We start from the raw sequence: 14,604 nt of genomic DNA, 5'->3' as shown, positions 1-14,604 counted from the left end.
GGGGAGAATTTCCTTGCCCCGGGAGGGGGGACACTATCGGAGGCAAGAGCGGCTGCTTGAGAAGGAGGGGGTCCGGTTTCAGAAGGGGAAAATCGACCTCGACCGGTACGGGTGGATCCGTGCCATGAAACTTCCCCGGGCAAAAAAGAGATAGCATGCCCATCGACTAGCGCGTCGTCTCTCGTATTGTCATCCTGAGCGAAGCGAAGGATCTCACAGATTATCAGAGGGAGATCCTTCGCTCCACTCCGTTCCGCTCAGGATGACATAACTGTTGAATCTACCCCCCACTTTGCGTATATTGCCCCGCAATTAGTTCCGTCCATTCTCATATCTGTTGCAATTTGGCACACTTGAAGACACTTCCCGAGAATTTCACATGAACACCCGTATGGAAAAAGACTCTCTTGGTGAGCGCCAGATCCCGGCGGATGCCTATTACGGCGCGCAGGTGGACCGGGCGATCGAGAATTTTCCTATCAGCGGTTTGCGCCCGAAACCCTCCTACGTCGAGGCGACCGTCCACATCAAACGCTCGGCTGCGATCGTGAATAAAGCTCTCGGACTCCTCGATGCAAAGAAGGCCGATGCCATCGTCCGGGCCTGCGATGAAATCCTCGCGGGAAAGCTGCGGGAGTGGTTCGTCGTGGACGTCTACCAGGCCGGCGCGGGGACATCCCACAACATGAACGCGAACGAAGTGATCGCGAACCGGGCCATCGAGCTCCTGGGGGGTAAAAAGGGGGACTACTCACTCGTTCATCCGAACGACGACGTGAACATGGCTCAATCGACGAACGATGTTTGTCCCACCGCGATCCGGATTGCCGCCGTGATGCTCTCAGAGGGGCTTCTTTCGTCGATGGATGTTCTGGAGCAGTCGTTCGCCCGGAAGGCGAAGGAGTTCGACCATATCGTGAAGTCCGGCCGGACACACCTTCAGGATGCCGTCCCGGTGCGGCTTGGACAGGAATTCGGGGCGTACGCGGTGAACGTCCGGAAGCATCGTGACAGGATCAGGGCCGCATCCGAGAGCAACGCTGAGCTCGGGATCGGCGGTACTGCGGCGGGCACCGGATTGAACGCCCACCCCAAATACCGCGAACTGATGGTCGCCGAACTGAGCCGCGCGCTGAAGGTCAAATTCAGGATGGCCGACGATTATTTCGAATCGATGCAAAGCCTGCGCCCGTTTGCCGAACTTTCGGGGGCGGTGAGGAATCTATCACAAGACCTGATCCGGATCGCGAATGACCTGCGGCTTCTCAGCTCAGGGCCGAAAACGGGACTTGCGGAAATCGTGCTTCCGCCCGTGCAACCGGGTTCCTCGATCATGCCCGGCAAGGTGAATCCGGTCATGGCCGAGATGCTGAACATGGTCTGTTTCCAGGTGATCGGCTGCGACCAGACGGTTCTCCTCGCGGCGCAGGCCGGACAGCTCGAGCTGAACGTCATGATGCCGGTTGTGGCGTTTAATCTGCTCCATGAAGTTGAGATATTGACGAACTCGATCGGCGTCTTCGTGAAGTTCTGCGTCGACGGGATCACCGCAAACGAAGAGCGGTGCACCGAGTACGCCCGGGGAAGCATGAGCATCGTGACGGTCCTTAATCCGCACATCGGCTACGCGAAGGCGGCGGAAATCGCCAAGGAATATCTCCGGTCGGGCAAGTCGATCAAGGCGCTCGTCCTGGAGAAGGGGCTTATGTCGGAAGAAAAACTCGAAGAGGTTTTCAACCTTCGCGGGATGACGGAACCGGGCATTCATTGACCGGATGATGAAACGAACTGTCATCCTGAGCGAAGCGAAGGATCTCAATCCATCGGCGTCGAGATCCTTCGGTTGCTCCGCAACCTCAGGATGACAGCCAAAAGGCACTTGAATCTCTGGCGGAATTTTGGTTTATTGTACCGATGATTCGATCACCCCGAAACTGAGCGATAGATCGATGGCAGAAGAACAAGCGCGAGTTCAGCCCAAACCGGCGGCCCCCGCGCGCAAGAAGAAGCCGAAGGAACTGGCGGTTATCAACCAGTCGGGCTGCACGGGCTGCGAGGTGTGTCTCGAGGTCTGTCCCGTCGATTGCATCTACGTCGTTGCCGGGCCCCAGTACGATGTCCACAAGAAACTGGTCGAAATCGACCTGGATGTCTGTATCGGCTGCAAGCTCTGCGTCAAGTACTGCCCCTGGGATACCATCGAGATGATCGATACGGAAAAGGCCCCCGAGGTTGCACGGGACTGGACGCAGAGAACGGTCCTTCCGGAGAAGGAATGGATGAAGGATGCCCCCGCGGAAGTGGGGGAGTTTTTTCCGACGGTCTTCTACGGGGAAAAACCGCAGATTTGACGTTTCGCTGAAGTAGCTCAGCTGGTAGAGCAGCGGTTTCGTAAACCGCAGGTCGTCGGTTCAAATCCGACCTTCAGCTCAGCAGGTTCGAAGAACACGGGACATCGATCGATCCCGATCGCAGGCATCCTGTCCTAGAGGCGACAGGATGTTTTTTTATGAGCCACCCACACACATACGACCTTCTCATCATCGGGGCAGGTCCGGCCGGACTCGCATGCGCGATAGAAGCCCGGAACGCGGGGATGAGCTACCTCGTCGCCGATAAGGGCGGCATCGTCGACAGCATCCAGCGCTACCAGCGCGAGATGTATTTCTTTTCGACTCCAGAATTGCTCGAGATCGGCGGCGTTCCCTTCGTGGTCCCCTCCACGCGTCCCACGACGCTCGATTGCGTCAATTATTACCGAAGCGTCGCCGACCACTATGCGCTTCACGCATCGTTCTACGACGCCGTCCTCTCCGCCGTGAAGGAGGGGGAGAGATTTATGCTCAGGATGTCGGGCGGCGCTGAACACCATGCACGCGCCGTCGTGGTTGCGACGGGTTATTACGGAACGCCCAATCCGCTCGACGTCCCCGGCGAACGCCTCCCGCACGTCTCCCATTACTACCGGGACCCGCTCCCGTACTACCGGCAGCGGGTGCTGGTCGTGGGCGGGAAGAACTCCGCGGTTGAGGCGGCGCTCGATTTATGGCGGCACGGTGCGCGTGTGACGCTCGTCCACCGGGGGCCCGCGTTGACCGCGGGAGTAAAATACTGGATCCTCCCCGACTTTGAAAACCGGGTCGCCGACGGGTCGATCCGGACCCGGTTTGGGACGACCGTGGAAGAATTCCGGCCGGGCTCGACCGTCGTGCGGGGTCCGAACGGGACACGCGAGGAGGAGGAGACCGATTTTGCGTTTATCCTGATCGGTTACAGGCCCGAGATCGGCTTTCTGAAGTCGCTCGGCATCGGGATAGAGGCCGACTCCCTGGCGCCCGTCCATAATCCGGAGACGATGGAGACGAATGTCCCGAACCTTTTCGTTGCGGGCGGGATGGTGGGGGGAAGATTCAACAACAGGGTCTTCATAGAAAACGGGAGGGGACACGGGAAGAAGATCGTGGATTGTTTGAAGGGGAGGGTGTAGAGGGAAGACCCACCAGCCTCTAGCGGAGCATGTCAGGCCAGTTGCGGCGCAGAGCGCCGCAGTATGCGTTCCCACGCAGAGCGTGGGAACGAGGATCCGACGGTGTGAGGCACAACCGAAGCGGCGGAATGATTGCTTCTTGTCGCCGAAATCCCTATATTATCGCCGCATTTACGCTGTTGCGAATCCGGGACGCCGCTGGGCGCCGCCCGGCTCACCCTTTCAACAAACTGGAATTTCATGACCGAAGGCAAAATCGTACAGGTGATCGGACCTGTCGTTGACATAGATTTTTCCGGGGGCAAACTCCCCGAAATCCTGAACGCCGTCCGGATCCCGCGAAAGAATGTCGAGGGGGTGGACGAGGAGCTGATCTGCGAAGTGCAGCAGCATCTCGGCGAAGAGAGGGTCCGCGCCGTCGCCATGGACACCACCGACGGCCTGGTCCGCGGGATGAAGGCCTACGATCTCGGCAACCCGATTGAGGTCCCTGTGGGGCCCGAAACGCTGGGACGCCTCATCAACGTGGTGGGCCATTCAATCGATACGCTTCCGCCACTGACGGGGAAGACCCGGCTCCCGATCCACCGGTCCCCGCCCCCGTTTGCAGATCTCACCACGCAGAAGGAAATGTTCGAGACGGGCATCAAGGTCATCGACCTACTGGAGCCCTACTCAAAAGGGGGTAAGACGGGCCTCTTCGGCGGCGCCGGCGTCGGCAAGACCGTCGTCATCATGGAGCTGATCCATAATATCGCGATCCACCACGGCGGGTATTCCGTGTTCGGAGGGGTCGGCGAGCGGACGCGCGAGGGGAACGACCTCTGGCTCGAGATGAAGGAGTCGGGCGTGCTCGACAAGACCGCGCTCGTGTTCGGACAGATGAACGAACCCCCGGGAGCGCGGCAGCGCGTGGGGCTGACGGCGTTGACGATCGCGGAGTATTTTCGCGACGCCGAGGGGAAAGATGTGCTCCTCTTCATCGACAACATCTTCCGGTTTGTCCAGGCGGGTTCGGAAGTCTCGGCGTTGCTCGGCCGGATGCCTTCCGCCGTCGGATACCAGCCGACGCTCGGGACCGAGATGGGGGAGCTGCAGGAGCGTATCACTTCCACCAAGAAGGGCTCGATCACTTCGGTTCAGGCGATCTATGTACCGGCCGACGACCTGACGGACCCGGCCCCCGCAACGACCTTCAGTCACCTTGACGCGACGACCGTTCTGAGCCGCCAGATTTCCGAGCTCGGGATTTACCCGGCCGTCGATCCGCTTGACTCCACTTCCCGGATCCTGGAGCCTTCGATCGTCGGAGCGGAACACTACTCGGTGGCCAAGCGGGTAAAGGAAGTTCTCCAGACCTATAAGGATCTTCAGGATATCATCAACATCCTCGGGATGGATGAGCTCTCCGATGACGACAAGCTCGCCGTGGCGCGTGCAAGGAAGATTCAGAAGTTTCTTTCGCAGCCGTTCTTCGTCGCGGAGCAGTTTACGGGCCTCCAGGGGAGATATGTGAAGCTCGAGGATACGATCAGGGGATTCAAGGGGATCGTCGACGGCGAGTACGACCAGATCCCGGAGAACCACTTCTTCATGGCGGGCACGATCGATGAGGTGGTCGAACGCCACAAGAAGGAAGCATCGTAAGCGCGCCCGGCCACTCTGGCGATGAGCGGATGTCAGTGAAGACGTTCAAATTGGAGATTGTCACGCCGGCGAAGCTGCTCTTCAGCGGCGACGTGGTAAGCTTTACCGCCCCCGGAACCGCCGGCGGATTTCAGGTTCTCTATAATCACGCCCCTCTCCTCGCCGAGATCGGGATCGGGGAGGTGAAACTCACCGATACCGAGGGAAACGTAAGACGCTTTGCGACGAGCGGGGGGTTCGTCGACGTCAAGAAGAACCATGTCGTGATGCTCGCCGAAACGGCCGAGCGGTCGGACGAAATCGACCGGGAGCGCGCTCTGGCGGCGAAGGAGCGGGCCATCCGCCTTCTCGCCGAAAAGGGCGGCGACCTTGACGAGGCCAGCGCCCGGAGCGCTCTTGCACGCGCGATCAACCGGTTGCGGGTCGTTCAAAGGGCCGAACATCAACCCGCCTGACCATTCCCCACCTGTTTACCGGGTCGCCCCCGGCTCCCATTCATGCGTTGACATTCAGGACCGGAAAGAGTATATTTTTTGTCGAATATGCGACTGACACGGGCCGAGATCGACCTGAAGTGCCTCAGGGACAATTTCGACGGGGTCCGGAGGCAAGTGGGGCCGGACGTCCGGGTGATGGGGGTCGTCAAGGCGAACGGGTACGGCCACGGAATGGTCGAAGTGGCTCAGGCGTTGACCGATTTCGGCACGGACTATCTCGGGGTCGGATTTCTTGAAGAAGGAATCGAGCTGCGCCGGAACGGAATCACGACACCCACGCTCGTGCTCGGCGGCGTGCTTGGAAATCAAGTCCATCAATTTATTCAGCATGATCTTGAAATCACGGTCTCGTCGCTGGAGCTGGCCCGCCACATCGCCTCGCAGTGCAAATCGGCGGGAAAAAGGGCGAAGGTTCACCTGAAAATCGACACAGGCATGGAGCGGATCGGCGTCCGGAGCGAGCATGCCCCCCGCTTCGTCGAGGATGTCGCCCGTCTGCCCGAGCTCGAGGTCGCCGGAATCTACAGTCATCTCGCAACCTCGGGAGACCGCGACAAATCGTTCGCCATGGTTCAGCTCGACCGTTTTGAGGGGGTCCTGCGCGCCATCGGCGAGCGGGGGATCCAAATCCCGCTCAGGCATATCGCGAACAGCGGCGCAATCATCGATCTCCCCCGGTCGTACTATGACCTCGTCCGGCCCGGGATCATGCTCTACGGCATGTATCCGACACAGGAGACGACCCGGAGCATTCCGCTCGCGCCGGTCCTTAGTTTGAAATCGACCATCGTGTTTCTGAAGGATGTCCCTCCGAATACCAGCATCAGCTACGGCCGCACGTATTTTACTTCCTCCGCAACCCGGATCGCAACCGTTCCTCTCGGCTACGGCGACGGCTACAGCCGGCGGCTGAGCAACCAGGCGGAGGTCCTGATACGGGGGCGGAGATATCCGGTGGTCGGGATCGTCTGCATGGACCAGCTGATGGTGGATGTGGGGGCGGGAAGCGACGCGCACGTCGGGGATGAGGTCGTGCTGCTCGGGCGGGAAGGCGGGGAGGAGATCACCGCCTGGGATCTCGCCGAGAAAGTGGGGACGATTCCCTACGAGGTCTTCACCGGAATCACGGCGCGTGTCCCCAGGTCGTATGTTCACTAACTCAGCGCACTAGCGTCGGTCGAACATGCCAAATGTCTATGCGGTGATCATGGCGGGAGGGGTGGGGTCGAGGTTCTGGCCCCGGAGCAGGGAGAAATCCCCCAAACAGCTTCTCGAAATCGTCCATCGCGGGACGATGATCCAGAACACCGTAAAGCGGATCGGCAGCTTCATCGATGAGAAACATACCATCGTGGTCACCAACAAAATTCAGCGGCCCCTCGTCGCGAAACAGCTCGCGCACATCCCCCCCGAAAACATCATCCTCGAACCGCTCGGGCGGAACACCGCGCCGTGCATCGCGCTCGCCGGCCTCTTTATCCAGAGGCTCGATCCCGAGGCGGTCATGGTGGTCCTTCCGGCCGATCACGTCATGCAAAACGAGGATGAATTCCGGCGCATCCTCAACCTTGCCATCTGGGTCGCCTACGAATCCGGAAGGCTGATCACCGTCGGCATCCAGCCGACGCGTCCGGAGACAGGGTACGGATACATCCAGGTCGTCGATGAGGACGACGGGAAAAACCCCTATTTTTCCAGGGGGGTGTTCAGGGTGAAAACGTTCGCCGAGAAGCCGAACAGCGAAACCGCCCGGCAATTTGTCCAGAGCGGAGATTTTCTCTGGAACAGCGGGATGTTCGTCTGGAGGGTCGATGCGATCCTGTCCGAGATCGGGAAGCTCCTTCCGGAGATGGCCGCGGAATTCAAGAAAGTGGGGGATGCGGTCGGGGGCGACAAGTACGACCATGTGCTTGAAACCGCCTACAGGACGATTCGGCCCATTTCGATCGACTACGGCGTGATGGAAAAAGCCCGGGAAGTCTATGTGATCAAGGGGAATTTCGGTTGGAGCGACGTCGGCTCCTGGGACGAGGTGTACCGTATCTCCGGGAAGGATGACCACGGCAACAGCGTCACGGGCCGGGTCTCCCTTCAGGACACAAGGAATACGCTCATCCACGCGGGGGACAAGTTTGTCGCCACCATCGGGGTGGACGACCTGATCGTTATCGCCGCCGACAACGCCGTCCTGGTCTGCAAGCGCGGGGAATCGCAAAACGTCAAGGAGATCGTCGATTTTCTCAGGCGAAAACAATTGAACGAGTTCCTATGACCGCCGCCGTTGCGCGCACCGGATTGATCTCGCTCCTTCTCCTCGGCCTGTCGGGGTGCGTCCCATCCCCCCGGTTCACCTCTGCGCATTCCCACCAGGAGGGATCCGGCGGGGAATTCTCTTTCTCTGAAGAAGGGATGGCTTCCTACTATGCGGAGGAATTCAACGGCCGCAAAACCTCGAACGGGGAAGTGTACGATATGAACCGGTTCACCGCGGCGCACAGAACGCTTCCGTTCAACACGAGGGTGAGGGTGACCAACACCCACTCCGGGAAGGCGGTCATTGTCCGGATCAACGACCGGGGTCCCTTCAAGGACGACCGCATCATCGACCTTTCGCTTGCGGCCGCGAAGGAGATAGAACTCATCGGTTCGGGGACCGCACCGGTCAGGCTCGAGGTGCTGGAGCTCGGGGATTCGGCATCCATGAAGCGGCAATGACCATGGGAAAGAAGCTGATATCGGAGCAGGCGGTGCTGGAGGCCGCGAAGCGGGGCGAGAAGTCGATCCAGCTACCCCCCGGCGCGATCGTCACCGACGCGGCGCGGGACCGGGCGCGACAGCTCAGGATCCGACTCGAGACCAGGAACCCGGAATCTTCCCAGCCCGCCCCGGCCCTTCCGCTCGCGCCAAAGGGGGAAACCGGGGAAGTGATCGCCATCGGAAGCGACCACGGAGGCCACGCGCTCAAAGAGCTTTTGAAGACGTTCCTTTCCGGGTTGGGATGCAAGGTGGTCGATCTGGGGACCTACTCGGAAGAGGCATGCGATTATCCGGATTTTGCGTACGCCGTCGCGCGGATGGTGGCCCTGGGTCAGGCCTCGCGGGGAATCATGATCGATGCGGTGGGAATAGCGTCTGCGATCGTCGCCAACAAGGTCCGCGGGATACGTGCCGCCTGCTGTTCCGACGAATTCTCCGCACGAAGCAGCAGGGAACATAACAATGCGAATGTTTTGACTCTCGGCGGCCGGGCGATCGGCCCGGAGGCCGCCAAATCGATTACGAAGGTCTGGCTCGAAACGTCATTCGGCGGAGGGAGGCACCAGAAACGCCTCGACAAGATCTCGGATATCGAAAAGCGCCCCTGACGGCTCAGCGCACTTCTATCTGCCCCACCTTTTTTTCCGCCTGAAATTTCCGCAGGGAAAGAAGGATCGTACCGCCCGGTGCGTCGCCGATCACCGAGGCGCTTTCCACGCCGCGGTCTTTGATCCTCCAGTTCTTGACGTTCTGAACATTCCACCCCTTCATGCTGCAGATGGTCCTGAGTCTGACGATCTGCGCTCTCCGGAACGCCATCCGGTCATAGTCGGTCGTCATCTGCATGTAGAGCCGGCCCACGTCATCCCCGTTAATCCGGATCGAATTCCAGTCGATCGTACTGTCGGTGATCCGGGTATTGTTGTTGTAAAACGATTCGTAGGTGCTCCTGGCGGTATCGATGAATTCCTTTTTGTCAAAGTCGCACCCTGAGTAGCAGAGCGCTCCCGCCAGGAGCAAAGCGAACAGGCTCACGCGGTGCATGTGGCGCTTCATGGTGACCCTCCTATGGCCGGTGTGGGAAAGGCTTTTTTTGCCTACGAGCAACCGGAGGTTTCTCCGCAATTCGTGCACTTGTAGCAAGTTCCGCTCCGGACCATGATGCTGCCGCAGGCGTGGCAGGGAGGGGCATCCGCCTGGGCGCGGTAGACTTCCCGTTCGGCCCTTGACGTTGCGGTTTCCCCGGAGCTCGTCAGATAGATCTTCGGAGTGGCCACCGGCTCGACGGCGGCCCGGCCCCCGTTGCCGTTCAGGACGTCGAGGATCGCCGGCTGTTCGTCGGCCGGCAGAAACTTCTTGCCGAGCCAGCGGAAAATGTAGTCGCAGATCGATTTCGCGATCGGAATCTCCTGGTTTCCCGTGAACCCGCTCGGTTCGAACCGCATGTGCGAGAACTTTTCGACGAGCACCCTCAGCGGCACGCCGTACTGGAGCGCCATCGAAACGGAGGTCGCGAACGCGTCCATCAGGCCCGAAATGGTCGATCCCTCCTTCGACATCGTGATGAAGAGCTCGCCCGGTATCCCATCCTCGTAGAGCCCCACCGTGATGTATCCCTCGTGTCCGGCGATCGAAAACTTGTGGGTGACCGCGTTGCGCTCATCGGGCAATCTTCTCCGGACCGCCTTCTGCTTCGTGGAGTTGACGAGCTGGTCGAGGCTGGTGTTGAGGGGCTGTGTCCTCTTGCATCCGTCGCGGTAAATCGCGATCGCCTTGAGCCCCAGCCGCCACGCTTCCAGGTAGGTGCGGGCGATGTCTTCCGCCCGGACTTCGTTCGGCATGTTCACCGTCTTCGAGATCGCGCCGGAGATGAACGGCTGGGTCGCCGCCATCATTTTCACGTGCCCCATGTGGTGTATCGAGCGTTGTCCGCGGGCCGGTTTGAACGCGCAATCGAACACCGGCAGGTGCTCTTCCTTGAGGTGCGGAGCGCCTTCGATCATGTCATTCTTGTCGATGTACGCGATGATATGTTCGATCTGCTCGTCGATATATCCGAGCTTCTTGAGAGCGAGAGGGACGGTCTGGTTGACGATCTTGAGCAACCCTCCCCCCACGAGCTTCTTGTATTTCACCAGGGCGATGTCGGGTTCGACGCCGGTCGTGTCGCAATCCATCATGAATCCGATCGTCCCCGTCGGTGCGAGAACCGTTGCCTGCGAGTTCCTGAACCCGTACTCCCGCCCGGTCGCATACGCGTCGTCCCACACTTTTCTCGAAGCCGTGAGGAGATCTCCGGGCACGTAGTTGTTTTCGATTCTATCGGCGGCCAGTCCGTGCATCTTGACCACCCTCAGCATCGGTTCCCGGTTCCTCTCGAACCCCCTGAAGGGCCCCACCTCCCGGGCGATGAGGGCCGATTGTCTGTAGGCCTGTCCGCACATCAATGCGGTGACGGCCGAGGCGTAGGCGCGCCCCTCCTCGCTATCGTAGGGGAGTCCCCGCGCCATGAGCAACGCGCCGAGATTCGCATACCCGAGCCCCAGCGGCCTGTACTCGGCGCTGTTCGCGGCGATCTTCGGAGTAGGGTAACTCGCGTTATCGACCTCGATCTCCTGGGCGCTGATCGTGATCGCGACCGCGTGACAAAAGGATTCGATGTCGAACTCACCGTCATCCGACCTGAACTTCATCAAATTCAGGGAGGCGAGATTGCAGGCCGTGTCGTCGAGAAACATATATTCGCTGCACGGGTTGGAAGCGTTGATGGGGGCGCTGTTGGGGCAGGTATGCCAGTTGTTGATCGTCGTGTGGAATTGCATCCCCGGATCCCCGGAGATCCAGGCCGCTTCGGACATCTCGTTCAACAGGTCCTTCGCCCGGTACGTATCCATCGTCTCCCGGTGGAGCACCGATTTGGTCGTCCACGCCTTGTCGTCGAGCGTGGCCTGCATGAAGTCGTCCGTGACCCGGATGGAGTGATTCGCATTCTGGTAAAAAACCGAATCGTACGCTCCGCCCGGAACATTGAATCCGCCGTTATAGCCGGCATCGATCAGCGCCCACGCCTTCTTTTCCTCCTCCGATTTGCACCGGATAAAATCGAGGATGTCGGGATGGTCCACGTTGAGGATCACCATCTTGGCGGCGCGCCGGGTCTTCCCGCCCGACTTGATGACACCCGCGAACGCGTCATAGCCCTTCATGAAGGAGACAGGGCCGGAGGCGGTGCCGCCGCTGGAGAGGCCTTCACGCGACGAGCGGAGAGCGGAGAGGTTCGATCCGGTTCCCGAGCCCCACTTGAAGAGCCGGCCCTCGGTCTTCGCAAGTTCCAGGATGGACTCCATCGTGTCGTCCACGGAATTGATGAAGCAGGCCGAACATTGCGGCCGTTCTTCGATCCCGACATTGAACCAGACCGGACTGTTGAAGGACAGGTACTGGTTGACGAGCAGAAAACTCAGCTCGGAGTAAAATGTCTCGGCATCCTCCTCTGTCGCAAAGTAACCGCCTTTCTTTCCCCACTCGACCATGGTGCGAGAAACGCGGTCCACTAATTGCCGTACGCTGGTTTCGCGCTCGGGGCTCCCGAGCTTGCCGTGAAAATATTTCGAGACGACGACATTCGTCGCCGTCATCGACCAGGACTTCGGAGCTTCGACATCCTTCTGCTCGAAAATTATTTCTCCCTTTTCATTCTGGATGACGGAGGTCCGGTATTCCCATTCGATCATGTCGAACGGATGTATGCCGGGTTTGGTGTAATGCCGGCGGAAGGATAAACCGTGGCCGGGCCTTGGGCTTGCGCCGGCAGCCGGTGAAACGGATTTCTTCTTTCCGTGAACTGCCGCTTCTGGGTTGGGCATGATTGGATGCTCCTGAAAAGTGTGGATTGGCTACAAAATTAATAGGGTTGGAGAAGGATTGCTTCCCGAGGATCCGCTCCACCAGCGTAAGACCTGTCATTGCGGCTGAATATCCTCAACCTCACTCGTCCTTCAAGAATATCGCGATCGTACGGCGGGAAAATGGAAAATCTCAACTCCCCCTCCTCCTGGGGAGTGAGATCGGGACGAAATATATACAGTTGGCGGTAAGAAGTCAAGTAAAAAGTGAAAAAATTTTGATAGGTACTGCCGCTGTATTCCGAGACGACCCCGGAGTTATCATAGCCCGGTGCCGGCACGAGACAGCGGCGTCCGCCGAAGGCCGCCTGCAAGGCCAAAAAGGGGCATATGACAGGCGTTCTTGCTTCTTAGGTGCGGGGAGTTTATTTTCAGGAGATGTCCTCTCGAGAGTCGTTTCATCGCATAGCCGGCCCCTATCGGTCCCCCATCCGGCCGAAGTCTGAATCATGATCAAGCCTGAGGGCTTCGGTCCGGCCGTCGAGTTCAGCACGATCGTGCAGATGTTTGAGCGGATCTTCGAAAAATTCGAGGCGGATCCCCGCCCTGCGATCATGTACAAATCGGAGGGAGCGTACCGGAACCTCACCTACGCGGAATTGAGAATAATGGTGGAGCGGTTCGCTTCCGGTCTCGCCGCGCTCGGCGTGAGGAAGGAGGACCGGTTCGCCTTACTCTCCGAGAATCGGCCGGAGTGGATCGTCGCGGACATGGCGATGATGAGGCTCGGCGCCGTAAATGTTTCCATCTACCCCACGCTCACCCCCAGGCAGGTCGAGTACATTCTCGCCGACTCCGGAGCGAAGTATCTTCTCGTCTCCAACCAGTCGCATCTGCGGAAGGTGCTCGGAGTGATAGCGGATCTTCCCGGCCTGAAAAAGATCATACTCGTTTCCGGCGACGAGGGCGCGGACGACCCGCGGGTTATCCGGTTCTCCGCCGTGATGAACATGGCAGGCGCTCCCCGGGCCGCTCCGGAACCGGTCCGGGAGGACGATCTTCTCACGCTGATCTATACCTCGGGGACGACGGGAAATCCGAAAGGCGTCATGCTCACGCACCGCAACCTGACGAGCAATATTATCGGTTCCGCGGAGTGCATCCCGTTCACGCACCAGGACCGCGTCCTCTCGTTCCTTCCTCTCTCGCATTCGTACGAGAGAATGGCGGGTTACTATACGGCGATGGCCTGCGGGGTGACGATCGCTTTCGCGGAGAGCCCGGAGACCCTCCGGCAAAACCTCACCGAGGTGCGGCCCACCGTCGTCATGATGGTGCCCCGGATATTCGAGCGTGTCTACACCCGCCTCCGGAGGGGGTTGGCCGGGCAGTCGGCGCTCCGCCGCCGGCTTTTCGAGTGGGCGTTGGGGGTCGGAGGACGCTTCGCCCGCGCGGGAAAACCCGGAAGGGGGTACCACCTTCTCCGTCTTCAACGTGCCATCGCGGAGCGGCTCGTGTTCAGGAAGATCCGGGAGCTCTTCGGAGGGAGGATCCGGTTTCTCGTTTCGGGCGGCGCGGCTCTCGCCCCGGAAATCGGGGAGTTTTTCGAGGCCGCCGGTATCGCGATCATCGAGGGATACGGAATGACCGAATCTTCGCCTGTGATCAGCTTCAACCGGCTCGACAGGTACGAGTTCGGGACGGTCGGGATGCCGATCCCGGGCGTCGAAGTCGGCATCGCCCCCGATGGGGAGATTCTTGCCCGCGGTGCGAACGTGATGAGAGGGTACTGGAACGATCCCCAGTCGACGGCGCAGGCGATCGATCCGGAGGGCTGGCTGCACACGGGCGATATCGGGAGTTTCAACGAGAGAGGTTTCCTGGTCATCACCGACCGGAAGAAACATCTCTTCGTCACCTCCGGGGGCAAAAACATCGCCCCGCAACCGATCGAGAACCTCTTCCTGCAGAGCGAGCTGATCGATCAAATCGTCCTGATCGGCGACGGGCGAATGTTTTTGACCGCACTGATCGTCCCCAATTTCGATCGCATCAAAGAGCATGCTCGTACCCGGAATCTCCCGGACGGGGATCCGCGCGCGCTTGCCAACCGGCCCGAAATCCGGGCTCTCTTCGAAAACGAGGTCGCCGTTCTGCAAAAACATCTTGCGAACTACGAACGCGTTCGCAACTTTACGATACTTGACCGTCCGCTAACCGCCGAAAACGGCGAACTCACCCCGACGTTAAAAGTGCGGAGGAAAGTCGTGGAACGCCTGTTCAAGGACGAGATCGAGAGGATGTATGCCCGGTTCGGCTAATTCTTGACTCTTGAAAGGAAAATGGGTATAATTGGAGGGATTTTTTTGAG

12 protein-coding genes and 1 tRNA gene are annotated in these 14,604 nt (G+C 59.6%); 11 read left to right on the top strand and 2 right to left on the bottom strand.

What is annotated here, in order from left to right; all coding sequences use genetic code 11:
- Window positions 1-391: 391 nt before the first annotated feature.
- The 10 genes from VI215_09630 (at window position 392) to rpiB (ending at window position 8,996) form a co-directional block, all read left to right on the top strand.
- A complete protein-coding gene (locus VI215_09630; GenBank protein HEY6192567.1) occupies window positions 392-1,771 on the top strand; it encodes an aspartate ammonia-lyase in 1,380 nt (459 codons plus the stop codon).
- Between the two features lie 178 nt (window positions 1,772-1,949).
- Entirely contained in the window at window positions 1,950-2,351 is a 402-nt protein-coding gene (locus tag VI215_09625) for a 4Fe-4S binding protein (GenBank protein HEY6192566.1), read from the top strand.
- A 6-nt stretch (window positions 2,352-2,357) separates the two neighbouring features.
- Window positions 2,358-2,430 (top strand) — tRNA-Thr (locus tag VI215_09620).
- Window positions 2,431-2,509: 79 nt separating this feature from the next.
- A complete protein-coding gene (locus VI215_09615; protein ID HEY6192565.1) occupies window positions 2,510-3,487 on the top strand; it encodes a YpdA family putative bacillithiol disulfide reductase in 978 nt (325 codons plus the stop codon).
- A gap of 240 nt (window positions 3,488-3,727) precedes the next feature.
- On the top strand, window positions 3,728-5,134 hold the full coding sequence (gene atpD / locus VI215_09610; GenBank protein HEY6192564.1) for a F0F1 ATP synthase subunit beta: 1,407 nt from the start codon (window positions 3,728-3,730) through the stop codon (window positions 5,132-5,134).
- A gap of 35 nt (window positions 5,135-5,169) precedes the next feature.
- Complete coding sequence (gene atpC / locus VI215_09605; protein HEY6192563.1) at window positions 5,170-5,589, top strand: ATP synthase F1 subunit epsilon; 420 nt, start codon at window positions 5,170-5,172, stop codon at window positions 5,587-5,589.
- Window positions 5,590-5,676: 87 nt separating this feature from the next.
- On the top strand, window positions 5,677-6,789 hold the full coding sequence (gene alr / locus VI215_09600; protein HEY6192562.1) for an alanine racemase: 1,113 nt from the start codon (window positions 5,677-5,679) through the stop codon (window positions 6,787-6,789).
- Between the two features lie 25 nt (window positions 6,790-6,814).
- Window positions 6,815-7,903 carry a mannose-1-phosphate guanylyltransferase gene (locus VI215_09595; protein ID HEY6192561.1) on the top strand — a complete coding sequence of 363 codons (1,089 nt, stop codon included), beginning with the start codon at window positions 6,815-6,817 and terminating at the stop codon, window positions 7,901-7,903.
- Window positions 7,900-8,346, top strand: a complete 447-nt coding sequence (locus VI215_09590; protein HEY6192560.1) for a septal ring lytic transglycosylase RlpA family protein — start codon at window positions 7,900-7,902, stop codon at window positions 8,344-8,346. Before VI215_09595 ends, VI215_09590 begins: the two co-directional genes overlap by 4 nt.
- On the top strand, window positions 8,343-8,996 hold the full coding sequence (gene rpiB, locus VI215_09585) for a ribose 5-phosphate isomerase B (GenBank protein HEY6192559.1): 654 nt from the start codon (window positions 8,343-8,345) through the stop codon (window positions 8,994-8,996). Before VI215_09590 ends, rpiB begins: the two co-directional genes overlap by 4 nt.
- 4 nt (window positions 8,997-9,000) lie before the next feature.
- On the opposite strand, the gene VI215_09580 is transcribed toward rpiB, so the two are convergent.
- Window positions 9,001-9,444 (bottom strand): hypothetical protein, encoded by a 444-nt coding sequence (locus VI215_09580; protein ID HEY6192558.1) that lies wholly within the window; start codon window positions 9,442-9,444, stop codon window positions 9,001-9,003.
- Window positions 9,445-9,485: 41 nt separating this feature from the next.
- On the bottom strand, window positions 9,486-12,254 hold the full coding sequence (locus VI215_09575; protein ID HEY6192557.1) for a vitamin B12-dependent ribonucleotide reductase: 2,769 nt from the start codon (window positions 12,252-12,254) through the stop codon (window positions 9,486-9,488).
- A 488-nt stretch (window positions 12,255-12,742) separates the two neighbouring features.
- Between VI215_09575 and VI215_09570 the strand changes: the two genes are divergently transcribed.
- A complete protein-coding gene (locus VI215_09570) occupies window positions 12,743-14,554 on the top strand; it encodes a long-chain fatty acid--CoA ligase (protein HEY6192556.1) in 1,812 nt (603 codons plus the stop codon).
- The last annotated feature ends 50 nt before the right edge of the window (window positions 14,555-14,604 follow it).

The sequence above is a fragment of the Bacteroidota bacterium genome (genome assembly GCA_036522515.1).
Lineage (GTDB): Bacteria > Bacteroidota > Ignavibacteria > UBA10030 > SZUA-254 > VBOC01.
This window is presented reverse-complemented; position numbering and strand designations above follow the sequence as displayed.

What these genes read in the sequence shown, in the direction of transcription:
- VI215_09630 (HEY6192567.1), top strand. Translation starts at nt 392, where the DNA reads ATGGAAAAAGACTCTCTTGGTGAGCGCCAGATCCCGGCGGATGCCTAT.
- VI215_09625 (HEY6192566.1), top strand. Translation starts at nt 1,950, where the DNA reads ATGGCAGAAGAACAAGCGCGAGTTCAGCCCAAACCGGCGGCCCCCGCG.
- VI215_09615 (HEY6192565.1), top strand. Translation starts at nt 2,510, where the DNA reads ATGAGCCACCCACACACATACGACCTTCTCATCATCGGGGCAGGTCCG.
- atpD (HEY6192564.1), top strand. Translation starts at nt 3,728, where the DNA reads ATGACCGAAGGCAAAATCGTACAGGTGATCGGACCTGTCGTTGACATA.
- alr (HEY6192562.1), top strand. Translation starts at nt 5,677, where the DNA reads ATGCGACTGACACGGGCCGAGATCGACCTGAAGTGCCTCAGGGACAAT.
- VI215_09595 (HEY6192561.1), top strand. Translation starts at nt 6,815, where the DNA reads ATGCCAAATGTCTATGCGGTGATCATGGCGGGAGGGGTGGGGTCGAGG.
- VI215_09590 (HEY6192560.1), top strand. Translation starts at nt 7,900, where the DNA reads ATGACCGCCGCCGTTGCGCGCACCGGATTGATCTCGCTCCTTCTCCTC.
- rpiB (HEY6192559.1), top strand. Translation starts at nt 8,343, where the DNA reads ATGACCATGGGAAAGAAGCTGATATCGGAGCAGGCGGTGCTGGAGGCC.
- VI215_09580 (HEY6192558.1), bottom strand. Translation starts at nt 9,444, where the DNA reads ATGAAGCGCCACATGCACCGCGTGAGCCTGTTCGCTTTGCTCCTGGCG.
- VI215_09575 (HEY6192557.1), bottom strand. Translation starts at nt 12,254, where the DNA reads ATGCCCAACCCAGAAGCGGCAGTTCACGGAAAGAAGAAATCCGTTTCA.
- VI215_09570 (HEY6192556.1), top strand. Translation starts at nt 12,743, where the DNA reads ATGATCAAGCCTGAGGGCTTCGGTCCGGCCGTCGAGTTCAGCACGATC.